Origin of the sequence: Streptomyces sp. NBC_00306 (assembly GCF_036169555.1) — a bacterium.
Lineage (GTDB): Bacteria > Actinomycetota > Actinomycetes > Streptomycetales > Streptomycetaceae > Streptomyces > Streptomyces achmelvichensis.
Genome location: NZ_CP108032.1, coordinates 7,322,326 through 7,346,743, shown reverse-complemented (window position 1 = coordinate 7,346,743; position 24,418 = coordinate 7,322,326). Strand labels below are relative to the sequence as shown.

Genomic DNA, 24,418 nt, shown 5'->3' with positions numbered 1-24,418 from the left:
TCCGAGGCAGAGCCGATGGCTCGCTTTGGGTTTCCGAAGATCTTCGGCGCTGAGGATGGCGCCATGCGAACCACTGGGAGTCCTGACCGGACAGCGGAGTTGCCGAGCGCGGGCGAGGTCGACCGGGCAGGTTCGCTCAGAACGGTCGCGGAGGCCCCCGGCCGACGCTCACGACGGCGCGGCCGGGCGCTCCCCCGGCGGTGCCGGCACCGCTCACCGCGGCAGAAGGCCCGGAAGCGGCACGGGCTGCGCCGACTCCTCAGCTGGCGGAAGACGCTGGCCGCTCTCATCACCGTATGCGCCCTGGTGACCGGCACGTTCGCCGTCCTGTATGTCGCGATCGACATTCCGCGGGCCAATGATCTGGCCAAGGCGCAGAGCAATGTGTACCTCTTCAGCGACGGCAGCCGGCTCGCCCGTACCGGCGAGATCAACCGAGAGACCGTTCCGATCGACCGGGTGCCCGAGAACGTCCGGCTCGCCTTCGTCGCCGCCGAGAACAAGGACTTCTACACGGACTCAGGTGTCTCCTTCTCGGGCACGGCACGCGGCATCCTGAACACCGTCACCGGCCGTGGCACACAGGGTGGTTCGACGATCACCCAGCAGTACGTGAAGAACTACTACCTGAGCCAGGAACAGACCGTGACCCGCAAGGTCAAGGAACTGATCATCTCGCTCAAGGTCGACCAGCGGAACTCCAAGTCCGACATCCTCGCCGGGTATCTGAACAGCAGTTACTACGGACGCCAGGCGTACGGCATCCAGGCGGCCGCACGGGCCTACTACCACCGGGAGGTCGAGCAGCTGACGGTGGAACAGGGTGCCTATCTGGCCGCGCTGTTGCAGGCCCCGAGCCAGTACGACTGGGCGATCGCGGGCCCTGAGGGCAAGCGCCTCGTCACCCAGCGCTGGAACTACGTGCTCGACAACATGGTCGGTCAGGGCTGGCTGGACAAGGCCACGCGCGGGCGGATGAAGTTCCCCGTGCCCGTGGGGCCTTCCCCGACGGCGGGTCTCTCCGGGCAGACCGGATATCTCGTGGAAGCGGCCCGGCGCGAGCTGATGGACTCCGGCGTGAGCGAGCAGGAACTGGCAGGTGGCGGCTGGCGGATCACCCTCACCGTCGACCCCCGCAAACAGAAGGCCCTGGAGAAGACGGTCTCCGCGGCGGGCGGCACACCCGGCGGCCCTGTGCTGGACAAGAACATCCAGGCGGGAGCGGTGTCGATGGACCCGAGGAACGGCCATGTCGTCGCCCTCTACGGAGGCCGGGACTACATGCGGCAGTACATCAGCAACGCCACACGCGCCGATTACCAGGTCGGCCCTCTGTTCGAGCCCGTCGTCGTGGCGGCGTCGATGGAGGCCAAGGCCGATGAGCGTCCTCCGGCCGACGACGATGCGGTCATGAGCACCGCGAACGCCCTCGGCATGGACCTGAAGCCGAGGGATGTCGCCTCGCCGCAGGCGCTGTCCCTCGGCCTCATGGGGGCGAGTCCCCTGGAGATCGCGGGTGTCTACGCCGGCTTCCGGCACGACGGGAAGAAGGTCACCCCGTCGATCGTGAAGTCGGCCCAGCGGGACGGCGAGGTCACGCCGCTGCGTGACCCGGTCGGCGGCAGCGCCATCAGCTCACTGGCGGCCGAAACGGTCACCGATGTCCTCAACCGGGCATCGGGCCGGCGTGATGCCGTGCCGTCGATGTGGACCGAGGACGGCCGGCAGGACGTCACACAGAAGTCCGGCCGCAGTGACGACGGGAAGGCGGAGTGGTTCGTCGGCTCGACCGAGGAACTGCTCACGACGATCGGGCTGTTCGGCGAGAACGCCACCACGCACAAGCAGATACCGCTGCCGAACGCCGGGGAGGGATACCCGGCCAGGATGTGGATGACCTACACGCAGACGGCACTCGGCGGCGGCGAGGCGTACTTCCCTGGGGCGGTGCCCGAGCCGACGTCCGGCTGAGTGGCGGGACCCCGGACTCACACGGATGCAGCAGGCGCAACTGGAGGGCGGGCGAGCAGAAATCTGCAGGTCAGAGCTTTCCGATGGACGAAGATCCGCCCGATCGGCGGTATGGTTCGCGGTTGCACAGGGTTGACCTTCCTTCACACGGTGAGCGAGAAGTCCCCTCTCTGGAAGGAACCCCTGCATGCGTCTCACATCGGTGACCCGCGTCATGGCGCCGCCCGCCCTGTGCGCTGCACTCGTCTTCACGGCGGTCGGCCCCGCGGCCGCAGTTACCTCCGTACCCGATACCGTCCCCGCCGCCGCCGCGGTCCAGTCCGCCATCCCGGGCGCCACCGAGCTGAGCCGGCAGGTCGAGGTCATGCGTCACACGCACGGTGTTCCGCCGGCGATGACCGACTTCCTCACCGACGTGCTGGCGACCGACGCCGGGCGCATGCCGCTCGCGACGGCCATCAGACACAAGGCCAACCTGCAGGTGGCCATGGCCACTCTGGAGATGAACCGTACGGACCGGGCCGTCCGCGCGGATGCGATCGGCGACGCCCTGGCCGATCTGCAGAAGACGCTCGACGAGCTGCTGGGCGCCGCCACGTCCGGTCTCACGAACGTGGTCGGCTCGCTGCTGGGTGTCGTCACCGGCCTGCTCGACACGGTGCTCGGCACGGTGACCGGCCTGCTGTCGGGTGTCAGCCTTCCGGCTGCGGCCCAGGCGGAGACCGCCGCACTCCCGGCGACGCCCGCGCTGCCTGCCGCCGCGGTCGCCCCGGAGGTCCCGGCCCTGCCGTGACCGCGCGATGGCGGGCCCGGTGACGGGCCCGCCATGCGCCGGATGTCCGGCACTCAGCGGGGCGGCTTCGCCCGGCGCATCCGCAGGGGGGCGTCCGCGCCCAGATGCGTGAGGACGTCGGCCAGCAGGAGGCGGGCGGCTTCGACCCGCTCGGCGCCGAGCGCGGCGATCACCTCGCCCTCGATAGCCGCCCGGTGCATGCGCGCCGCAGTGATCACTCCCCTGCCCCGGTCGGTGAGATCGACCAGCCGGGCTCGCGCATCGCCCGGATCGGGCCGTCGCAGGAGGTAGTCGCGCCGCTCCAGATCGGCGACGGACTTCGACGCCGCCTGCTGCGTGACCCCGAGCCGCTCGGCGATCGCGCCGATGGCCAGAGGACGTTCGATCAGATGCTGGAACACCACGCCGTCGGCGAATCGGCTGTCCTCGAAGCCGTCGGCCGCCAGCCGCCGTTGCAGCTCGTCGGCGAGGCCCCAGCCCGCGAAGAGCGAGAGCAGCGAGAGATCGGCGTCGGCCGGATCGAAATCGGTCACCCCGGAAGAGTACAACCAGGGTTGTGCATCAAGTAATGTACAACCATGGTTGTGGAAAATACTCACACGCGGACCGCCCGCATTCCGGCGGACATCGCCGAGGAGTTCATCATCGTCGCCCACCGCATCGTCTGGTGCACGGTGGCCACCGTCGACACCCGTGGACGGCCGCGCGGGCGGATACTCCATCCCTTCTGGGAGTACGGCGAGACGGGCCTCACCGGCTGGATCGTCACCCGGCCCAGCCCGGTCAAGGTGGCCCATCTGGCCCGGACTCCCTATGCGACCTGCTCCTACTGGGACCCGGCCCACGACGTCGCCCTCGCGGACTGCGCGGTGGAGTGGATCGAGGACACCGCGACGCGAACGCGCATCTGGGAACGGTTCCGGGACACACCGCCGCCGCTCGGCTTCGACTTCTGGAGCAGCTTCCCCGACGGGCCCGCGGGCGGGACGACCTCGCTGCTGAGGCTCGACCCCTACCGCGTGCGCGTCAGCAAAGTGGACGCGCTCCTGGGCAGGACGCCCCATCTGAACTGGTCGCGGCCCACCGCCGCTTGAGAAACGGCAGCGGGCCGCCCCGATGGTGACCGGTGCGGCCCGCGAGCCGGTGGTGCGACGTCCGTACTTGCCGCGACGGCGGCTACGCGCGGGCGAGCGCGTCCACGGCCGCGGTCGCGAAACCGTGGTCCTGCTCCGGCGCTCCCCCACCGACACCGATCGCGCCGATCAGACGGCCGTCGCGCTGGACGGGGACTCCGCCCGCGATGAAGAGCAGCGGCTTGTCGAGCGCGGTCGGCAGGGTGTGGAAGAGGCCGCCGGGCTGCACGGCGTCGACGAGGTCCGCCGTCGGGGCGTTCAACTGGAGGGCGGTGTACGCCTTGCGGGTGCTGGTCTCACCGGCGATGAGGACGGCCCGGTCGTCGCGGCGGAAGGCCAGCAGATGGCCGCCCGCGTCCAGAACGGTGACCGCGACGGTGACGCCGGCGGACTCGGCCGCGCTGCGGGCGGCCTCGACGAGGGTCTCCGCGTCCTGCGTGGTCAGCGGCGCGACGGCGGTGGTGGTGATGCTGGTGGTCATGGGGTGGCTCCTAGCCGTGGTGGGTGGATGCTGCGGTGGTGGGGACGGTGAACCGGGGACCTCCCGCCGATCAGCGGCGGCCGGCGGGGCTCAGCGGCGAGTGGCAGCCGTCGACCGCGATCGACGGGGGCGTCCGCGAGGCTCAGTGGCGGCCGGCGGGGACGTCGACCGCCTCGGGGGCGGAGGCCGCGACGACCTGGCCGGTGCCGGGCGAACGGCGCTCGAGGATCTGGGCCAGGACCGCGAGGGCGAGGGCGGAGGCGGCGAGGGCGGCACCGACCCAGTTGGGGGCGGTGTAGCCGAAGCCTGCCGCGATCACCATGCCGCCGAGCCAGGCGGCGAGGGCGTTGCCCAGGTTGAACGCACCGATGTTGACGGCCGAGGCCAGCGTGGGCGCGCCCGCGGCCTGGTCGAGCACCCTCTTCTGCAGCGGCGGCACGGTCGCGAAGCCGAGCGCGCCGATGAGGACGATGGTGATCGCCGCGGTGACGGGGTTGTGGGCAGTGAGAGTGAACAGGGCGAGCACGAGAGAGAGTGCGCCGAGCGAGACGTAGAGCAGCGGCATGAGCGCGCGGTCCGCGAACCTTCCGCCGATGAGGTTGCCACCGACCATGCCGAGTCCGAACAGGACCAGCAGCCAGGTGACGGAGGAGTCGGCGAAGCCGGTGACCTCGGTCATCATCGGCGTGATGTAGGTGATGGCGGCGAAGACGCCACCGAAACCGAGCACGGTCATCGCCATGGCGAGCAGGACCTGGACGTTGCGGAACGCGGCGATCTCGTGGCGCAGCCGCACGCCTTCGGGCCTGGGCTGTTCCGGTACCAGCTTGGCGACGCCGAGCAGCCCGAGGACGCCGAGGCCGGCGACGATCAGGAAGGTGGCGCGCCAGCCGGCGCTCTGGCCGACGAAGGTGCCGAGCGGGACGCCGACGACGTTGGCGACGGTCAGACCGGTGAACATCATCGCGATGGCGCCGGCCTTCTTCTGCGGGGCCACCAGGTCGGCGGCGACGACGGAGCCGATACCGAAGAAGGCTCCGTGGGCGAGCGAGGCGACGACGCGGCCGGCGAGCATCACGCCGAAGACGGGTGCCACGGCGGAGAGCACATTGCCGACGATGAACAGGCCCATCAGCACCATGAGCATCCGCTTACGGGACACCTTCGTGCCGAGGACGGTCATCAGCGGGGCGCCGATCACGACACCGAGGGCGTACCCGGTGACGAGGAACCCGGCCGTCGGGATCGAGACCCCGAAGTCCGCGGCGACCTCGGGCAGCAAGCCCATGATCACGAACTCGGTGGTGCCGATTCCGAAGGCCCCGATGGCGAGGGCGAGCAGCGCGAGTGGCATGGGGAGAACCTCCGGACGATTGCTTCTGCGCCTTACGAGCGCCCACAATAATTGCAACCGCCATTACTTGCAAGCGCGCTATATCGGCGCCAGCACGGACCTCCCTCGACCCCCGTCCATGGGTCGGGCTTCCGTTCATGGATGCGGTCCATACCAAGCCCTTGACAGGGTCTTTGTTCACTTCTTAAATCACGTAGTGAACTAAGCACCCCCCAGCTCCACTTGCTACCCCCCACCCCGGTCGGCGCAGCAACCACTCGGTTCCGCATGCGCCCACGTCTGACATATGCATGCCATAGCAGACACTCCCCCGTCATGCTCCCGGAAGGGAGAGTCATGGACTCCCCGCGCTTATCCCGGCGACTCGTGCTGTCCGTCGCCTCGCTCCTCACCTTCGCGTCGCTGTCCACCGGACTCGCGCAGGGGGCGACAGCGCCCGCAGCGAAGCCGCCCGCCCCTCCCGCAGCCGCATCGGCAGCCGCCGCCGTCACCTTCTCCGACGAGTTCAACGGGCCCGCGGGCTCGGCCGTGGACGGCGGCAAGTGGCAGATCGAGACGGGCGACAACGTCAACAACCATGAGCGGCAGTACTACACCGCGGGGAACCGCAACGCCGCTCTCGACGGACAGGGCCATCTGGCCATCACCGCCCGCCGCGAGAACCCCGGCAACTACCAGTGCTGGTACGGGCGTTGTGAGTACACCTCGGCCCGGCTCAACACGGCCGGCAAGTTCACCACGACGTACGGCCGCGTCGAGGCGAGGATGAAGATCCCGCGCGGGCAGGGCATGTGGCCCGCCTTCTGGATGCTGGGCAACGACATCGGCCAGGTCGGCTGGCCGAACTCCGGCGAGATCGACGTCATGGAGAACGTGGGCTTCGAGCCGTCCACGGTCCACGGCACCCTGCACGGCCCGGGCTACTCCGGATCGGGCGGCATCGGGGCCGGATATACCCTGCCGGGCGGCCAGGCGTTCGCCGACGCCTTCCACACCTTCTCCGTCGACTGGAGCCCGAACGCGATCACGTGGTCCGTCGACGGCAACGTCTACCAGCGGCGCACACCCGCCGACCTCGGCGGACGGCAGTGGGTCTTCAACAAGCCCTTCTTCCTCATCCTCAATCTCGCGGTCGGCGGCTACTGGCCCGGAGACCCCAACGGCAGCACGGTCTTCCCCCAGCAGCTCCTCGTCGACTACGTCCGGGTCAGCACCGACAACGGCACGCCCGGTGGCGGCGGTCCGATCACCGGCGTCGGCGGCAAGTGCGTGGACGTGCCCAGCGCGAACAACGCCAACGGCACCCCCGTCCAGCTCTACGACTGCAACGGCAGTGACGCTCAGCGCTGGACCGTGGGCGCCGACGGCACCATCCGCGCGCTCGGCAAGTGCCTGGACGTGGCGTCCGGAGGCACCGCCGACGGAACTCCCGTCCAGCTGTGGGACTGCAACGGCAGCGCAGCCCAGCAATGGGCCGTCCCCGCGGCCCAGGACATCGTCAATCCCCAGGCCAACAAGTGCCTCGACGCCAGCGGCGGCAGCTCGGCCAACGGCACCCGCCTGCAGATATGGACCTGTGGCGGCACGGCCAACCAGAAGTGGGCGGTGACCCGATGACCACAGGACTCCTCCGCAGGCCCGCGATGCGCGGGGTACTGGGCACGGCAGCGGCCGCCGCCCTGGTCACCGGCCTGACCGGTAGCCCCGCGAGCGGCGCCCCCGCCGCGACGGGCCAGATCACCGGTATCGGCGGCAAGTGCGTGGACGTCGCCGGCGCGAGCAGCGCCAACGGTGCCGCCGTACAGCTCTACGACTGCAACGGCAGCGCGGCGCAGCAGTGGAACGTCGGCACGGACGGCACCATCCGCGCGCTCGGCAAATGCCTCGACATCACCTCCGCGGGCACGGCCAACGGCACCCGGATCCAGCTGTGGGACTGCAACGGCAGCGCGGCGCAGCAGTGGAACGTCGGCACGGCCCGTGACATCGTCAACCCCCAGGCCGACAAGTGCCTGGACGCCACCGGCAACAGCTCGGCCAACGGCACCCGCCTGCAGATATGGACCTGCACGGGCGCCGCCAACCAGAAGTGGACCGCACCCGGCGGCGGGGAGAACCCGGCACCGACCGGACCCATGGCCGTCGCGCCGTACCTCTACAACGGCTGGGGCAGTCCGCCGAGCCCGACCACCGTGATGAACGCGACCGGCGTCAAGTGGTTCACGCTGGCCTTCGTGCTCAGCAACGGCTACTGCAACCCGCAGTGGGACGGCGGCAGGCCGCTGACCGGTGGGGTGGACCAGCAGACGATCAACACCGTCCGCGGCGCCGGCGGAGATGTGATCCCGTCGTTCGGCGGGTGGAGCGGCAACAAGCTGGAGAGCTCCTGCGGCAGCGCGGGTGAGCTGGCCGCCGCGTACCAGAAGGTCATCAACGCGTACGGCCTCAAGGCGATCGACATCGACATCGAGGCCGCGGCGTACGACAGCCCGACCGTGCAACAGCGCACGGTCGACGCGCTGAAGACGGTCAAGGCCAACAACCCCGGCATCAAGGTGTTCGTCACCTTCGGCACCGGCCAGAACGGACCCGACGACAGCCTGATCCGCAAGGCCGCCGCCTCCGGTCTGACCGTGGACAGCTGGACGATCATGCCGTTCAACTTCGGCGGGGCGGGCCAGAACATGGGCCAGCTCACCGTCCGGGCCGCCGAGGGCCTGAAGAACACGGTCAAGAGTGCCTACGGCTACTCCGACGACCAGGCGTACCGGCACACCGGCATCTCCTCGATGAACGGCATCACCGACAACAACGAGACGGTGACCGTCGCCGACTTCCGCACCATCCTCGGCTACGCCCAGCAGCGGCATCTCGCGCGGCTGACCTTCTGGTCGGTCAACCGCGACCGCCCCTGCACCGGCGGCGGGGCCGACACCTGCTCGGGCGTGTCCCAGCAGCCGTGGGACTTCACCCGCGTCTTCGCGCAGTACAACGGCTGACCTGCAGCTTCCCTGCTCACCCTGTTCAGCGTCCCTGCTCACCTTCCCCGGCTCAACCCCCCACCCACGCCGTGCAGTCGGCACAGGAGAAACCGTGCTCCGATCCCTGCGAACGCCCCGAGCGGATCGCCGCAGTCCCATCCCGGCCCGTATCACGAGACCCTGGGTCGCGGCCTTCGTGGTCGCGGCTTCCGCCGCCTCGGTCCTCACCGCGGTCCAGCCCACCCAGGCCGCCACTCCCCGCGCCGCCGAGGCGGCCGCCGCGCTGCCCGCCGGCTGGTCCACGGTGGTCAACGCCGGCAGCGGCAAGTGCCTGGACGCGCGCTCGGCCGCGACCGTCAACGGCACCGCGGTGCAGCAGTACGCCTGCAACAACAGCACCGCGCAGCAATGGAGTTTCACCCCCACGAGCGACGGCTTCGTGCGGATCAACAACCGCAACGACGCCGCTCAGGTCGTGGATGTGAGCGACACCTCCTCCGCCGACAACGCGGCCGTGCACCTGTGGACGTACGGCGGCGGCAACAACCAGCAGTGGCAGGCCGTCGACGAGGGAGGCGGCGCCTACCACTTCGTCAACCGGCACAGCGGCAAGTGTCTGGACGTCCCGTCCGCCTCGACGGCCGACAGCGTTCAACTCGTGCAGTACACCTGCAACGGCTCCGCCGCACAGCGTTTCCAGGTGGCACCCGTGAGCACCGCGCCCGGTGACGTCGATCTCGGTCCGAACGTGGTCGTCTTCGACCCGTCCATGCCGTCGTCGACGATTCAGAGCAGACTGAACTCGATCTTCCAGCAACAGGAGAAGAACCAGTTCGGACCGCAGCGCTACGCGGTGATGTTCAAGCCGGGTACGTACAGCAACGACGTCAACGTCGGCTTCTACACACAGGTCCTCGGTCTCGGCCAGTCGCCGGACTCGGTGACCATCAACGGCGCGGTGCACGTCGAGGCGGACTGGTTCCCGCCGCAGAACGCCACCCAGAATTTCTGGCGCGGCGCCGAGAACCTGTCGGTGAACCCGACGGGCGGCACCGACCGGTGGGCGGTCTCCCAGGCGTCCGCGTACCGGCGCATGCACGTCCGCGGCAATCTGGCGCTGGACGACGGTGGCTGGGCCAGCGGCGGATTCATGGCCGACAGCAAGGTCGACGGCCAGGTGCGGTCCGGCACCCAGCAGCAGTGGCTGACCCGCAACTCGCAGCTCGGCAGCTGGAACGGGTCCAACTGGAACATGGTCTTCGTCGGCAGCCAGGGCGTGCCGGGCAACAGCTTCCCCAACCCGCCCTACACCACGGTGAACCAGACCCCGACGGTCCGGGAGAAGCCGTTCCTGTACGTGGACAGCGCGGGCGCCTACAAGGTGTTCGTCCCGTCCCTGCGGGCCAACTCCTCGGCCACCACCTGGGCGGGCGGAAGCGCCGGGGGCAGCTCGCTCGGCATGGACCAGTTCTTCGTCGTCAAGCCGGGCGCGACCGCGGCGCAGATCAACGCCGCACTGGCCGAGGGCAAGAACCTCCTGGTCACCCCCGGCGTCTACCGCCTGAACCAGACGCTGCGGGTGACCCGTCCCGACACCGTCGTCCTCGGTCTGGGCCTGGCCACGTTCATCCCGGACAACGGCATCACGGCGATGACGGTCGCCGATGTCGACGGGGTGAAGGTCGCGGGTGTCCTCTTCGACGCCGGTACGACCAACTCGCAGACGCTGATGGAGGTCGGCCCGGCCGGCGCCGCGGCGAACCACTCCGCCAACCCCACCTCGCTGCACGACGTCTACTTCCGCGTCGGCGGGGCGGCCGTGGGCAAGGCGACGACGAGCCTCGTGGTCAACAGTGACAACGTCATCGGCGACCACATGTGGATCTGGCGCGGCGACCACGGCAGCGGCATCGGCTGGAACACCAACACCGCGGACACGGGACTCGTCGTCAACGGCGACAACGTGACCATGTACGGCCTGTTCGTCGAGCACTACCAGAAGCACCAGACCATCTGGAACGGCAACGGCGGCCGGACGTACTTCTACCAGAACGAGATGCCGTACGACCCGCCGAACCAGGCGGCCTGGATGAACGGTTCGACCCAGGGCTACGCGGCCTACAAGGTCGCCAACAACGTGACCAGTCACCAGGCCTACGGACTCGGCAGCTACTGCTTCTTCAACGTCAACAACAGTGTGACCGCGGAGCACGCGTTCGAGGTCCCCAACAACCCCAACGTCAGGTTCCAGAACATGGTGACCGTCTCGCTCGGCGGCACCGGGACCATCCGTCATGTCATCAACGACAGGGGCGGTCCGTCCAACTCGTCCACCAACGTGGCCAACCTGGTGAGCTACCCGTGAGGCGGCTCGGAGCAAGGCTTCTGATTCTGCTGGCGCTGCTGGTCGGTGTCACGACGGTCCCGGCGCACGCCGGGCCCCAGGCGCCCGCCTTCAAGGTGATCGCCTTCTACAACGGCACCTGGGACGCGGCACACATCAACTTCGTCAAGGAAGCCAACGAGTGGTTCCCGCGCACGGCCGCGCAGAACAACTTCAGTTACACGGCCACGACCAACTGGGAGCTGCTGGCGAACGGCGGGGTCAACGAGTACCAGGTGGTGCTGTTCCTGGACGACGCACCCCAGTCGGCGGCCCAGCGGGCCGGCTTCGAACGGTACATGCGTGCGGGCGGCGGCTGGATGGGCTTCCATGTCTCGGCGTTCACCACGAACGCGGCGGCGTGGCCCTGGTACTACAACCAGTTCCTCGGGAGCGGCAACTTCCGTTCGAACACCTGGGGTCCGACGACCTCGGTGCTGCGGACGGAGGACCGGACCCACCCTTCGACCACCGGGCTGCCCGCGACGTTCACGTCGTCGGTGAGCGAGTGGTACAGCTGGTCGAACGATCTGCGTACCAACCAGAACATCAAGATCCTGGCATCGGTGGACCCGTCGAGCTTCCCGCTGGGGACGGACCCCAACCAGACGTGGTACAGCGGCTACTACCCGATCCTGTGGACCAACACCCAGTACAAGATGCTGTACGCGAACTTCGGGCACAACGCGATGAACTACGACACCAACCAGCCGTTGTCGTCGACGTTCGCGAGCGCCACGCAGAACCGCTTCCTGATCGACGGGCTGAAGTGGCTCGGCGGCGCGGGCGGCGGTCCGGCACCGAACGATCCGATCTCCGAGACGGCGTGGTATGCGCTGACCAACAACGCGAACGGCGCCTGCGCCGACGCGCGGTCGGCCGCCACCGCCAACGGGACCGCGATCCAGCAGTACACCTGCAACGGGACCGCGGCTCAGCAGTTCCAGTTCCGCACGACGGACAGCGGCTACACGAGGATCGGGATACGGGGCAATCCCCAGCAGGTGATCGACGTGACGGGGGTGTCGGCGGCGGACAACGCGCCGGTGCAGCTGTGGTCCTACAGCGGCGGCGGCAACCAGCAGTGGCTGCCGGTGCGGGAGGCGTCCGGGCGTTACCACTTCACCGCCCGGCACAGCGGCAAGTGCCTGAGCACGACAGGCAGTTCGGCCAACAGTGTGCAGTTGGTGCAGCGTGCCTGTGACAACTCGGCGGCGCAGAGTTTCCAGTTGACCGCGCAGCCCTGACGCTCTGACAGCTCACCCAGTGGGCCCGGGTCCCCCTTCGGGGGTGCCCGGGCCTACTGCTGCGCCGCCTGCTTCAGGGCGTCGAGCAGGGCGCGAAGGGCGGGCTGGGTCAGTGAGCTCTCCCGTACCGCCGCGTGGATCGCCCGTACCGGCTCGGGCCTGCGGACCTTGCGTACGACGACACCGGGGTGGCGGTTGCCGAGACCGATCCGCGGCATGAGCCCCACTCCGAGACCGGCGGCGACGAAGCCCTGGGCGGTCGCGTAGTCCTCGCTCTGGACCACGATGTCGGGGGTGAATCCGGCCGCACCGCAGGCTCCGAGGACGACGTCGAGGCAGGGCCCCGGCCATTCGCTGCCGATCCACCGTTCCCCCGCGAGGTCGGCCAGATCGATCACTCTTCGGGCCGCGAGCGGGTGCTCTTTGGGCAGAACGGCACGGTAGGGGTCGTCGAGGAGATGGACGAGCCGGACGTCCTCGCGCGGCCGGTCCGGCAGCTGGACGACGACGGCGAGGTCCGCGCGGCCGTGCTTGACCTCGGGAAGCGGGTCCTCCGGGTCGATCAGCCTGAGGTCGATCCGCACTCCCGGATGTGTACGGCGCAGGTCGGCGAGCGCCGGCGCGACGATCGTGCCCCCGGCGGTGGCGAAGTACCGTACGGCCAGCCGCCCCGTGCGCCCCTCGCGCAGATCGGCGAGCGCGGTCTCCGCCTCGGCGATGTTCCTGCTGATGACGTCGGCGTGCTCGGTGAGCAGCCGTCCGGCCGCGGTCGGCTGGACTCCACGGCCGACGCGTTCCAGCAGCGCGGTGCCGGCCTGTTTCTCCAGTGCCGCGACCTGCTGGCTGACGGCGGACGGCGTGTAACCGAGGTTCGCGGCCGCGGCAGTGACCGAGCCACTGGTGACGACCGCCCTGAGGACCTGCATCCTGCGCACATCGAGCATGTAGCAGAGGTTAACGCTGACCCCACAACTTTTCACTGGTGCTGCCAGGTCGAGTGCGGCACGGTGGTCGGGGAGGGCCTCGACGGGAGCGCCCGACAGGGCCTGGAGGAGACGGACGTGGTCAGTCGCGGAAGAGGAACTTTCCTGCGCATGGGCGTACTCGCCCTGCTGTGGGGATCGGGATTCCTCTGGATCAAGGTGGCGCTCGACCACGGCCTGACCCCGGCGCAGATCACCTTCGCGCGCTGCGCGCTCGGCGCGCTGGTGCTGGTCGCGATGGCGGCCTGGGCCCGTAAGCGGCTGCCGCGCGACCGTGCGACCTGGGGGCATCTGGCGGTGGCGGCCTTCTTCTGCAACGCCCTGCCGTTCGCGCTGTTCAGCATCGGCCAGCAGACGGTCGACTCCGGGGTGGCGGGCGTGCTCAACGCGACCACTCCCCTGTGGTCGCTGCTGATCGGCCTCGCCATCGGTACGGAACGGGGAATCCGGCCGGTCCGCCTCGCCGGACTCCTTCTGGGATTCGCCGGCACCTTGTTGATCTTCGCACCGTGGCAGCAGGGCGGTCTGACCAGCTGGGGCGCGCTCGCCATCCTTGCGGCGGCGGCCAGTTACGCCGTGGCGTTCACCTACATGGGACGCAAGCTCACCGGGAAGGGCTCGGCGCCCATCGCGCTCTCGGCGGCCCAGCTCCTCGCCGCAACGGGCCTGAGCACCCTCGCGCTGCCCGTCGCGGATACGTCGACCTCGGACGTCACGCTCGTCGGTGTGCTGGCCGTCATCGCCCTCGGCGTCTTCGCCACCGGGTTCACGTTCGCGCTCAACTACCGGCTCATCGCGGACGAGGGTGCCACGAACGCGGCCACGGTGGGCTATCTGCTGCCGGTGGTCTCCCTGACACTCGGGGCACTCGTCCTCGACGAGGCGCTCACTCTGCGCGTCGTTATCGGAATGTTGGTTGTCCTCGTCGGCGTCGGACTGACGCGCAGGCAGAAGCGGACAAATTCACTGTCGCCGCTGGTCGACGCGCCGGCTGCGGGTTCCGCGCGAGAGCCGCGACTCCGGACAGACCGGGTCAACTGACCGACCAATCAGTCCATGTGAGAATGCTCCGGCACTCCTACCGGCGGGTAACGTGTGCCGCTCCACCGGCATGCGCCAGCCGTCGCAGGCCGACCGCGAAGGCATTCGAGGACCAGAACGCGATGTCGTACCACCGCTCACAGCCCTCATATCCCGAGTTCCCGGACTTCCCCGAACAGCATCCGGGACAGGCCCATCAGTCCCAGCAGCGCGCCCAGCCCGCCCAGCCCGCTGCGGACCATCGCCGTGATGTGCGCGCGCTGAGCACCGCCTACAAGAGACTGCGCCGCGTCGCGACGTTCTCCGCCCTCGGGTACTTCGTCGTCTTCCTCGTCCTGTGCGCCTACGCCCCCGACCTCATGTCGAGCAGGGTCACCGGCGGCCTCACCACCGGCCTTCTGCTGGGCCTGCTTCAACTCCCCGTGACCGCGCTGGCCGTCGCCTGGTACGAGCGCACCGCACGCCGCCGCGTCGACCCCCTCACCGCAGCGGTACGCCGCAACACCGCCCCGTCCCCGCAGGGAGCACGACGATGACCGGATTCAGCACCGAAGCCCAGACCATGTCCCTGGTCGCGTTCATCGCCGTGATCACCGTGACCCTGCTCCTGTGCGTGATGACGGGGCCGGACCGGGACGACCTGGACGAGTTCTACACCGGCTTCCGCTCGCTGTCGCCGATGCAGAGCGGACTCGCCATCGCCGGCGACTACATCTCCGCGGCGAGCGTCCTCGGCACCATCGGCGTCATCTCGCTCGTCGGCCAGGACGGCCTCGTACTCGCGCTGAGTACCGCGCTGTCCCTGGTCCTGCTGATGTTCCTGCTGGCCGAACCACTGCGCAACGCGGGCCGGTTCACCATGGGCGACGTCCTCACCCGGCGCGCGCCCAGCCCCGCCGTACGCATCACCGCCTGCATCGTGACGCTGGTGGCCCTCTTCCCGTTGCTGATCTTCCAACTCGCGGGCGCGGGCGATCTGCTGGCCTTCGTCCTCGGCATCGACGCCGCCGGCTTCAAGACCGGCTCGATCGTGCTCCTCGGCCTGCTGATGATCATCTACGCAGCCATCGGCGGCATGAAGGGCACGGCGTTCATCCAGTTGGTGAAGACCCTGGTGCTGCTGGCCGCTGCCCTCGCCATCGCGGCCCTCGTGCTGTACCGCTTCGACTTCAGCGTGCCGTCGCTTCTCGACGCCGCGGCACGGGGAAGCGGCGCGGGCGAGGCGTATCTCACCCCCGGCCTCCAGTTCGGCGGCGACGGGCTCGACCTCATCAGCACGCAGCTGACCGTGGTCCTCGGCGCAGCGTGCCTCCCGCACATCACCATGCGCATGTTCAGCTCCCGCAGCGCGCCCGCAGTGCGCCGCTCGATGAGCTGGGCCGTCTCCACCGTCGTCGTCATGGGTCTGCTCAGCGCCGTGATCGGCTTCGGCGCGGCGGCGCTCGTCGGCCGCCAGCAGATCACGCTCAGCGACCCGCAGGGCAAGACGTCGATCCTCCTCGTCAGCCAGGCCGTCATGGGCGAGTCCGTGTCCAGCTTCGAGACGCTGCTCTTCACGGTCATGGCCACGGCCATCTTCCTGACACTGCTGGCATCCGTCGCCGGCATCACGCTCGCCTGCGCCAACTCCCTGGCCCACGACCTGATCACGAACGGCCTGCGGCGCAGGCAACAACTGCGGGCCGGCACCGAGATGATGCTCGCCCGCGCGACGGCGGCGCTGGTCGGCCTCGCGGCGATCGTCCTCGCGGCGGCCTCCCGGCACTGGAATCTCCAGGCGATGGTCACCCTGTCGTTCTGTCTGGGCGCCTCGGCGGTCGCTCCGGCGCTCGTCTACAGCCTGTTCTGGCAGCGCTTCAACCGCGCGGGACTCCTGGCGTCGATGATCGGTGGCGCGGTCAGCGTCCTGATCCTCATCACCGGCACCACACTGGTCTCGGGTTCTCCCCAAGCGATCTTCCCTGACCAGGACTTCACCTGGTTCCCGTACACGACCACGGGTCTCGTCTCGATTCCCGTCGGATTCCTCGCGGGCTGGCTCGCCACCCGCCTGACGAACAGCCGTACGGGCACCCGCCGGCAGGAGGAGTTCGACGACGAGGCGGCGGAGGCGGCGATCCTGGTCGACACCTCGGCAGGGCGGTACTGACTCCGGGTGCCACCGGCGTCCGGGCGGACGGGTCCCGCGGCGACACCACGGGGCCGTCCGCCCGAGTACGCCCTCCACATCCGAGCACGACCTGCACAGCGACCTTCCTGCACACCGAACGGAACGACCTCCACGGCGAGATCATCGCCCGCGGAGTCCCGGGCAGCCACGAGAGCGGAGTCGTACCCATGAAACGCACCATGACGGTCTCGGACAGCATCGTCGTCGACGCCCCGCCGGCGGCGATCTACGACCAGGTCAGTGATCCGACCCGGATGGGACGGTGGAGCCCGGAGAACCAGGGCGCGACGGTGACGGACGGCACCCGGGTCGCCCATGTGGGCATGGTCTTCGACGGGCACAACAAGCGCGGACCCCTCCGCTGGACGACGCGCTGCACCGTGACGGCCGCGGAGCCGGGCGAGCGCTTCGCGTTCCGGGTGCACGCCATCGGCCGGCGCAAGCCCGTGCTGAAGGCGCCGATCGCCTCCTGGGAGTACCGCTTCGAGGCCGTCGCCGACGGCACGCGGGTGACCGAGACCTGGACCGATGACCGTCGGTCGTGGCCCGACGCGATGGCCGGCGCGTTCGACAGGGTGGCGACCCGCGGCCGGACGTTCGCCGAGTTCCAGCGCAAGAACATCGCGATCACCCTGCGCAACCTCAAGAAGGTGATGGAGTCGCCCCAGGACGGCTCCTGAGAGGTCCGAAGTACGCAAGAATGTGCCCGTGTTGGGCATTCTTCCGGAGGAATCGACCAGCTTCGTCGGACGGAACTGGGAACTGTTCCGATTGGACCGCGCGCTGGCCCGCGACCGGCTGGTCACCCTCGTCGGAACGGGCGGGGTCGGCAAGTCACGACTGGCGTTGCGGGCCGCGCGCGAAGCGCAGGCCCTGTTCCCCGACGGCGTGGCCTGGGCAGATCTGTCGCCGCTCCACGGGGACCGGCTGCTGCTGTCCACCGTCTCGGACGCATGCGACCTCGCGGACCACACGCCGCGTATGCCGGTCGACGCCCTGTGCGAGTGGCTGGCGGGCAAGCGGCTGCTCCTCGTCCTCGACTCCTGCGAACATCTGGTCGACGCCTGCCGGGAGTTGGTCGCCGATCTGCTGACGGCCGTGGCAGACCTGACCGTGCTGGTCACGAGCCGCGAACCGCTGGGCATGGAGGGCGAGCGGCTGATCGAAGTCGAACCCCTGCCCCCGGGCGGGCCGGACGCGCTGGACCTGTTCACCCAACGGGTGGCCGCGGCATCCTCCGCGGCGCAATCTCCGGAGACGGAGACGGAGACGGAGACGGAGACGGAGACAGGGACGGGGACGGGGACGAGGACGCGGACAGGCACAGGGGCGACGACGGGGGCGGAGGCCGGGGCCCGAAGCGCAGATGCGCAGCAGGCCGCGGCCGCCATACAGATCTGCCGCCGGCTGGAGGGGATTCCCCTGGCGCTGGAACTGGCCGCCGCCCAGGCCGGTCGGACCACGATCGAGGAGATCGCGGAGCGGCTCGGTTCCCGTTTCGACGTCCTCGCCACCCCCGGTCCGGGGGTCCGGCCGCAGCGTCACCGCACGATGCGTACCGCGATCGGGTGGAGTCACGAGCTGTGCGCGCCGCTCGAACGGCTGTTGTGGGCGCGACTCACCGTCTTCCGCGGCGACTTCGACCTGGAGTCCGCCCGCGCGGTGTGCTCGGGCGGACCGCTCGGTGCGGATGCCGTGGACGCGCTGCTCGGGCGCCTGGTGGCCGTGTCCGTCGTCACCGTCGTCGCGGGCGGCGACGGCATCCGCTACCGCATGCTCGACACCATCCGCGAGTACGGGCACCTGTGGCTGCGCGCGCTCCACGAGGAGGCTGCCCTGGCGGAGCGGCACGCGGACCACTTCCTGCGGTTCGCCCAGGACGCGGACGCGGGCTGGCTGAGCGCCGACCAGACCCGGTGGTACCGCAGGATCGCCGAGGCGGACACCGACCTGTGCACGGCACTCGACCATCTGCTGGCCACCTCCCCGGAGCGCGCGCTGCGCCTCGTCGGCCTCGTCGGCTTCTTCTGGAGCTGCTGCGGTCATCTGCACGAGGCCCGCGGATACCTCGAACAGGCCCTGGCCGCACATCCGTCGGACGGTGCGGACCGTACGCGGGCGCTGTGGGCACTCGGCATCACCCTCACGCTCCAGGGCGAGTACGAGGACGCTCAGCGGGTCGGTGAGCAGTGCACGCGCGCCGCATGGCGGGAGGGCGACACCGATGAATTGCTGGCGGCCACGTATCTCACCGGACTCATAGCGCTGCTGACCGGACGGCCGGTCGCCGCCCATCTGGTGACGGAGCACGGGCTGGGAGCCGCGCCCGGTGAGCCCTTCGACTCCGCGTCCCGACTGCGTTGCCACCTCGTGCAGGTCTTCGCCCTGACCGGGCTCGGCAGACTGCACGAGGCCCAGGAGCGTGCGCTGTGGCTGCGTGCGGGATGTGTGGAGCGGGGCGAGTTCTGGTCCCGCGCCTACCTCGATTACCAGCTCGCGCTGATCGACCTCTTCTCCGGGAACCCGCTGGATGCTGCGGCACACGCCCGCTCGATGCTCGAGAGCAAACGAGGCCTCGGCGACAGCTTCGGGATCGCGCTGGGGCTGGACGTGCTGGCGGCCGCGATCGCCGCGGCGGGCGACGGTGAACTGGCCGGGCTGGTGTACGGGACGGGCCAGTCCTTCTGGCACACGGTCGGCCACCCGCAGCGCGGCACTCCGGACCTGCGGGCGGTCCGCGAGGAGTGCGAGCGGACGGCCCGGGCCAAGGCGGGCGACGAGGCGTACGAGAGTGCGTACCAATGGGGCCTGACTGCCGACCCCGCCGTGGCGCTGAGCGCTGCGCTGGGGGCGCGGTGCGGCTCGGCGCGGGGTGGGCTCGGTACGTGAGGGGCGGCATCCGGGCGGGGGCGGTGCCTGGGTTGCGGGTCCGATCGGTGCGTCCGGGCGACGGGGCCGGGCAGTGCTGCGACAGCCGGGGCCGGTGCTTCCGTGGCGGGGCCGGGCAGTGCAGGCGCCGGGCGTGCGGGGCCGGGCAGTGCAGGCGCCGGGTGTGCGGGTCCGGGCAGTGCAGGCGCCGGGTGTGCGGGTCCGGGCAGTGCAGGCACCGGGTGTGCGGGTCCGGGCAGTGCAGGCGCCGGGCGTGCGGGGCCGGGCAGTGCAGGCACCGGGTGTGCGGGTCCGGGCCCTGGTCAGTCGGTGGAGAGGCCGTCCGCAGCGGCGGCGAGCGCATCGAGCACCGGGCTGATCAGCGGGTGCCGCTCCGCTCCCCGCCGTACCGCCGCGAACACCCTGCGGGTCGCGGCAGGACCGGAGACCGGCAGCACGACAGTGTCGGTGAGCTCCATGCCGCGCAGCGCGGAGCGGGGCACCAGCGCCACTCCGGCGCCCGCTCCGGCGAGGGCCACGACGGCGCGGAAGTCGTCGGACCAGTGCACAAGACGGGGCTGGAAGCCGGCCAGTTCACAGGCGAGCAGCACCATGTCGTGGCAGGGGTTGCCGGGATAGGGGCCGATCCAGTCGCTGTCGGCGAGTTCGGCCAGTTCGACCCGGGTCGCCGTACCGAGGGGATGGTCGGCGCGCAGGACCGCGTCGAACGGCTCCGCGTACAGCGGCACCCGTGCCAGCCGGCGGTCGCCCTCGCCCGGGGCTCCGCGGTACTCGACCGCGACGGCCAGATCCGCCTCGCCGTCGAGAACGAGCGGAAGGCTCTCGTCACCCTCGGCGTCCCGGACACGGACCCGGATACCCGCGTGGTCCGCGGCGAGACGGCCTATGGCGGGGGCGACGACCTCGGCGATCCCGGTCGCGAAGGCGGCGACCGTGACCTCGCCCGCGGCGCCGCCCGCGTACGCGGCGAGCTCCGCCTCGGCCCGCTCCAGCTGGGCGAGCACGGCATGGGTGTGCGCGAGCAGGATCTCCCCGGCGGCCGTGAGCCGCACCCCCTTGCCGCTGCGGATCAGGAGCGCGTGACCGGTCTCCTGCTCGAGCGCGATGAGCTGCTGGGAGACGGCCGAGGGGGTCAGATACAGCGCGGAGGCCGCGGCGGTCACCGTACGGTGGTCCGCCACGGCTCGCAGGATGCGCAGCCGCCGAGGGTCGATCACGCGGCCATTTTGCCAGGTGGACTCAGCCCTTCAGCGCCTGGCGTGCGTCGATGAACGCCGCGACGGCCCGCTCGACGTCTTCGGTGGAGTGCGCGGCGGACAGCTGGACGCGGATACGGGCGGCGCCCATCGGCACGACGGGGTACGAGAAGCCGATGACATAGACACCGCGCTCCAGGAGGAGCTCGGCCATGCGGCCGGCCTCGGCGGCGTCGCCGATCATGACGGGCGCGATGGGGTGGTCGCCGGGCAGGATCTCGAAGCCCGCCTCGGTCATCTTCGACCGGAACAGCGCGGTGTTGGCGGTGAGCTTCTCGCGCAGGTCGCCCGCGGACTCCAGCAGGTCCAGAACCGTGAGCGAAGCGGCGGCGATGACCGGCGCGAGGGAGTTGGAGAAGAGGTACGGGCGGGAGCGCTGGCGCAGCAGGGCGACGATCTCGGCGCGAGCGGCGACATAGCCGCCGGAGGCTCCGCCGAGCGCCTTGCCGAGGGTGCCGGTGATGATGTCGACGCGGTCCATCACGCCGGCCAGCTCCGGTGTGCCCCGGCCGCCGGGGCCGACGAAGCCCACGGCGTGCGAGTCGTCGACCATGACCATGGCGTCGTAGCGGTCGGCGAGGTCGCAGATCTCGCGCAGCGGGGCCACGTACCCGTCCATGGAGAACACGCCGTCGGTGACGATGAGCCGACGACGGGCGTCCTGGGTCTCCTTGAGCTGCTGCTCCAGCTCGGTCATGTCGCGGTTGGCGTAGCGGTGGCGGCGGGCCTTGGAGAGGCGGATGCCGTCGATGATGGACGCGTGGTTGAGGGCGTCCGAGATGACGGCGTCCTCCGGACCGAGCAGCGTCTCGAACACGCCGCCGTTGGCGTCGAAGCAGGAGGAGTAGAGGATCGTGTCCTCCTGGCCGAGGAACGCGGACAGGCGGGCCTCGAGCTCCTTGTGCACGTCCTGGGTGCCGCAGATGAAGCGCACGGAGGCCATGCCGTAGCCCCAGCGGTCCAGTGCTTCCTTGGCGGAGGCGACGACCTGGGGGTGGTCGGCGAGACCGAGGTAGTTGTTGGCGCAGAAGTTGAGCACCTCGCCCGAGGGGACGGAGACGGACGCGCTCTGCGGGGTGCTGATGACCCGCTCGGGCTTGAAGAGGCCGGCGTCGCGGATCTCGTCGAGGGTGACGCGGAGGTCGTCGCGGACGGACTCGAACATGAGGTGAGCTCCCTTGAGCGGTGGCTGCGGGCTGTTGGTCGGGGCGAGGGGCGGAGCCCCTGGACGCAGACGGGGTGTCGGCGGACGGCGCAGACGAGGTGTTGGCGGACGGCGGTCAGCGGAGCGACAGGGCGGCCGGCGGGTGGGTGGGCAGGCCGGTGAGTCAGCGGGTCAGCGGGTCAGCGGGTCCAGTCGAGGATGATCTTGCCGCTACGGCCCTGCGCCGCCTCGTCGAAGGCCGCGCCGAAGTCCTGATACCCGTAGCTGCCGGTGATCACGGGGCTGAGGTCGAGGCCGCCTTCGAGCAGGACCGTCATCGCGTACCAGGTCTCGAACATCTCCCGGCCGTAGATGCCCTTGATCGTGATCATCGACGTGACGATCTTCGACCAGTCGACGGCGAACTCCTGCGCAGGCAGCCCGAGCATGGCGATACGACCGCCGTGCGTCATGTTGTCGACCATGTCCCGCATGGCCTCGGGGCGGCCGGACATCTCGAGACCGATGTCGAAGCCCTCCTTCAGGCCGAGCCGGCGCTGCGCCTCCGCGATGTCGTGCTCGGCGACGTTGAGCGCGAGGGTGGCACCGACCTTGCGGGCGAGGGCGAGGCGGGGCTCGCTGACGTCGGTGATCACGACATTGCGTGCGCCGGCGTGGCGGGCGACGGCCGCGGCCATGATGCCGATGGGTCCCGCGCCGGTGATCAGTACGTCCTCGCCCACGAGCGGGAAGGAGAGCGCGGTGTGGACGGCGTTACCGAAGGGGTCGAAGATCGCCGCGACGTCCAGGTCCACCTCCGTGCGGTGGACCCACACATTGGCGGCGGGCAGGGCGACGTACTCGGCGAACGCCCCGTCCCTGCCGACCCCGAGGCCGATCGTGCTGCGGCACAGGTGACGGCGGCCCGCGAGACAGTTGCGGCACTTGCCGCAGACGAGGTGCCCCTCGCCGCTCACGATGTCACCCACCGCGATGTCCGCGACGTCCTCACCGACCGCCGCGACCTCGCCGACGAACTCGTGGCCGAGAACGCGCGGCGTGCTCACCGCTTGCTGGGCCCAGGCGTCCCACGACCGGATGTGCAGATCGGTGCCGCAGATGCCCGTACGGAGCACCTTGATCAGCACATCGCCGGATCCCGTCTCCGGCTCCGGTACGTCCATGAGCCACAGGCCGGGCTCGGCATGCTGCTTGACAAGGGCCTTCATCGGGGCGGCTCCAGTGCATGGTGTCGAAAGGACCGAGGACAGCTGCGACGACTGCGACAGTTGCGGCAACTACGACAAACAATGACAGCGTACGTCCATGGACCTGCACCAATCTGCCCAGCTCGGCCCGCGGAGTCCATCGAGGATTTCTTAAGCGGGGCAACAGGAGAGCTTCATGCGGCGGGTGTGAACGGGCGGGCAGGATGGCCTGAAGTGGTTGAACCGGCATGAAGCCGTCCCGCGTCCCCACCCCTGAAAGAACGGCCCGTCACACGGCTCGGCACGGCACGTTGTACGGCAGGGGGACCGCACGGTGCACGGCTTCACCGAACTCCGACTCGGCCCGCTCGACCAGGTCCGGGTCTCCGTCGCTCCTCATCCGGGAGCCACTCTTCTGTCACTCGTCGCGGACGCGCTCGGGGGACGCAGCCAGGGCGTTCCGGCGCACTGGCAGCGCATCGTCCGATCCGCCGCTCCCCGGGCCGCACCAGGAGTGGTGAGCCCACTCTTCGCGCCCGATCACTCGATCATTCCCGACTGCCTGACCCCGACGGCGTGCATGCCGGACGGCGACGCGACCACGCAGTTCGACTACTTGGCGGATCTGTCGCCGGACACGCTGCTGGCCGAGATGGAGACGGAGTTCGCCCAGAGTGTGCCCCGGCAGTGGCAGCCGGTCGTGGACCGCCCCCGCGACTGGCTTCAGGCGTACGCGGGGCTTCTGGCCGAGGTGTGGCAGGAGTTCCTGCCGGTGTGGAAGCAGGCCGACCGGCTGTTCCACCGCGAGGCGGAACGTATCGGCAGCGCGACGGTACGGGGTTGCCTGGACAGCGTGCTTCCGGGGATCAGCCCGCGGTTCAAGCTGCGAGGCACCAGCCTCCATCTGCCGGACCAGCAGGCCGGGACCTTCGAGCTCGGCGACCGCTGGCTCGTCCTGGTCCCCATTGTTTCCGGCATGGGTGCCTCGATGTTCGCCTTCGACCGGCCCGACCTGGTGTGGATCGGCTATCCGGTGCCCGGGATCGGCCAGTTGTGGGACGGCGGCGCGGCGACCGGACAACCGGCCGAGATCAGCCGTGATCCGCTGACGCTGATCGCGGGGCGGCTGCGTGCCGCGATCCTCCGGGCGTCGGCGACACCGATGACCATGGGCGAGCTGGCGTCGCATCTGCGCTGCAGCCCGGCCAACATCACCTACCACTGCACCCAGCTCCAGGACGCCGGCCTCCTGGACCGCGAACGGCGCGGCCGCCATGTGGTGCTCCGCCGCACGGAGCGTGGGCATGCGCTCGTGGAACTCCTGTCGGAGTGAGCGGTCGTGGAACTACCGTCGGAGTGACGTGACGGTGGGCGGCGGCTGGTG

The 24,418-nt window shown here is 69.9% G+C and carries 20 protein-coding genes; 13 read left to right on the top strand and 7 right to left on the bottom strand.

What is annotated here, in order from left to right; translation table 11 throughout:
• The first annotated feature begins 63 nt into the window (after positions 1–63).
• A complete protein-coding gene (locus OHA05_RS32860) occupies positions 64–1,971 on the top strand; it encodes a transglycosylase domain-containing protein (protein ID WP_328862557.1) in 1,908 nt (635 codons plus the stop codon).
• A 187-nt stretch (positions 1,972–2,158) separates the two neighbouring features.
• Positions 2,159–2,764, top strand: coding sequence for a hypothetical protein (locus OHA05_RS32855; RefSeq protein ID WP_313942600.1), 606 nt, complete (start codon positions 2,159–2,161; stop codon positions 2,762–2,764).
• Between the two features lie 53 nt (positions 2,765–2,817).
• Here OHA05_RS32855 and OHA05_RS32850 read toward each other — a convergent pair whose 3' ends face one another.
• A complete protein-coding gene (locus tag OHA05_RS32850) occupies positions 2,818–3,297 on the bottom strand; it encodes a MarR family winged helix-turn-helix transcriptional regulator (protein ID WP_313942601.1) in 480 nt (159 codons plus the stop codon).
• A 45-nt stretch (positions 3,298–3,342) separates the two neighbouring features.
• Between OHA05_RS32850 and OHA05_RS32845 the strand changes: the two genes are divergently transcribed.
• A complete protein-coding gene (locus OHA05_RS32845; RefSeq protein WP_328862556.1) occupies positions 3,343–3,858 on the top strand; it encodes a pyridoxamine 5'-phosphate oxidase family protein in 516 nt (171 codons plus the stop codon).
• Between the two features lie 82 nt (positions 3,859–3,940).
• Here the strand turns inward: OHA05_RS32845 and OHA05_RS32840 are convergent, their stop codons facing one another.
• Entirely contained in the window at positions 3,941–4,366 is a 426-nt protein-coding gene (locus OHA05_RS32840) for a GlcG/HbpS family heme-binding protein (protein ID WP_313948776.1), read from the bottom strand.
• Between the two features lie 154 nt (positions 4,367–4,520).
• Entirely contained in the window at positions 4,521–5,732 is a 1,212-nt protein-coding gene (locus OHA05_RS32835) for an MFS transporter (RefSeq protein ID WP_328862555.1), read from the bottom strand.
• 336 nt (positions 5,733–6,068) lie between these two features.
• On the opposite strand from OHA05_RS32835, the gene OHA05_RS32830 reads away from it, so the two are divergent.
• The 4 genes from OHA05_RS32830 (at position 6,069) to OHA05_RS32815 (ending at position 12,343) form a co-directional block, all read left to right on the top strand.
• The gene (locus OHA05_RS32830) at positions 6,069–7,349 is read left to right on the top strand and encodes a ricin-type beta-trefoil lectin domain protein (protein WP_328862554.1); all 1,281 of its coding nucleotides are present in this window, start codon (positions 6,069–6,071) and stop codon (positions 7,347–7,349) included.
• The gene (locus OHA05_RS32825) at positions 7,346–8,731 is read left to right on the top strand and encodes an RICIN domain-containing protein (protein ID WP_328862553.1); all 1,386 of its coding nucleotides are present in this window, start codon (positions 7,346–7,348) and stop codon (positions 8,729–8,731) included. Before OHA05_RS32830 ends, OHA05_RS32825 begins: the two co-directional genes overlap by 4 nt.
• Before the next feature lie 151 nt (positions 8,732–8,882).
• Positions 8,883–11,078, top strand: coding sequence for an RICIN domain-containing protein (locus OHA05_RS32820; RefSeq protein ID WP_328863497.1), 2,196 nt, complete (start codon positions 8,883–8,885; stop codon positions 11,076–11,078).
• Positions 11,075–12,343, top strand: coding sequence for a ThuA domain-containing protein (locus OHA05_RS32815; protein WP_313942607.1), 1,269 nt, complete (start codon positions 11,075–11,077; stop codon positions 12,341–12,343). The genes OHA05_RS32820 and OHA05_RS32815 overlap by 4 nt, the downstream gene beginning before the upstream one ends.
• Positions 12,344–12,396: 53 nt before the next feature.
• Here the strand turns inward: OHA05_RS32815 and OHA05_RS32810 are convergent, their stop codons facing one another.
• Complete coding sequence (locus OHA05_RS32810) at positions 12,397–13,287, bottom strand: LysR family transcriptional regulator (protein WP_328862552.1); 891 nt, start codon at positions 13,285–13,287, stop codon at positions 12,397–12,399.
• Positions 13,288–13,437: 150 nt separating this feature from the next.
• On the opposite strand from OHA05_RS32810, the gene OHA05_RS32805 reads away from it, so the two are divergent.
• The 5 genes from OHA05_RS32805 (at position 13,438) to OHA05_RS32785 (ending at position 19,426) form a co-directional block, all read left to right on the top strand.
• On the top strand, positions 13,438–14,367 hold the full coding sequence (locus OHA05_RS32805) for a DMT family transporter (protein ID WP_328862551.1): 930 nt from the start codon (positions 13,438–13,440) through the stop codon (positions 14,365–14,367).
• 122 nt (positions 14,368–14,489) lie between these two features.
• Positions 14,490–14,903, top strand: a complete 414-nt coding sequence (locus OHA05_RS32800) for a DUF485 domain-containing protein (RefSeq protein ID WP_328862550.1) — start codon at positions 14,490–14,492, stop codon at positions 14,901–14,903.
• Positions 14,900–16,516 (top strand): sodium/solute symporter, encoded by a 1,617-nt coding sequence (locus OHA05_RS32795; RefSeq protein WP_313942611.1) that lies wholly within the window; start codon positions 14,900–14,902, stop codon positions 16,514–16,516. Before OHA05_RS32800 ends, OHA05_RS32795 begins: the two co-directional genes overlap by 4 nt.
• Positions 16,517–16,704: 188 nt before the next feature.
• On the top strand, positions 16,705–17,217 hold the full coding sequence (locus tag OHA05_RS32790) for an SRPBCC family protein (RefSeq protein WP_313942612.1): 513 nt from the start codon (positions 16,705–16,707) through the stop codon (positions 17,215–17,217).
• Positions 17,218–17,245: 28 nt separating this feature from the next.
• Positions 17,246–19,426 (top strand): ATP-binding protein, encoded by a 2,181-nt coding sequence (locus OHA05_RS32785; protein ID WP_328862549.1) that lies wholly within the window; start codon positions 17,246–17,248, stop codon positions 19,424–19,426.
• Positions 19,427–19,728: 302 nt separating this feature from the next.
• Here OHA05_RS32785 and OHA05_RS32780 read toward each other — a convergent pair whose 3' ends face one another.
• The 3 genes from OHA05_RS32780 to tdh all read right to left on the bottom strand — a co-directional run bounded on the left by OHA05_RS32780 (position 19,729) and on the right by tdh (position 23,055).
• Positions 19,729–20,643 (bottom strand): LysR family transcriptional regulator, encoded by a 915-nt coding sequence (locus OHA05_RS32780; protein ID WP_313942614.1) that lies wholly within the window; start codon positions 20,641–20,643, stop codon positions 19,729–19,731.
• A 22-nt stretch (positions 20,644–20,665) separates the two neighbouring features.
• Positions 20,666–21,847: a glycine C-acetyltransferase gene (locus tag OHA05_RS32775; RefSeq protein WP_327677729.1), complete on the bottom strand. Its 1,182-nt coding sequence runs from the start codon at positions 21,845–21,847 to the stop codon at positions 20,666–20,668.
• Between the two features lie 179 nt (positions 21,848–22,026).
• Positions 22,027–23,055: an L-threonine 3-dehydrogenase gene (tdh, locus tag OHA05_RS32770; protein WP_328862548.1), complete on the bottom strand. Its 1,029-nt coding sequence runs from the start codon at positions 23,053–23,055 to the stop codon at positions 22,027–22,029.
• 313 nt (positions 23,056–23,368) lie between these two features.
• On the opposite strand from tdh, the gene OHA05_RS32765 reads away from it, so the two are divergent.
• Positions 23,369–24,367: a winged helix-turn-helix domain-containing protein gene (locus OHA05_RS32765; protein ID WP_328862547.1), complete on the top strand. Its 999-nt coding sequence runs from the start codon at positions 23,369–23,371 to the stop codon at positions 24,365–24,367.
• Positions 24,368–24,418: the final 51 nt, after the last annotated feature.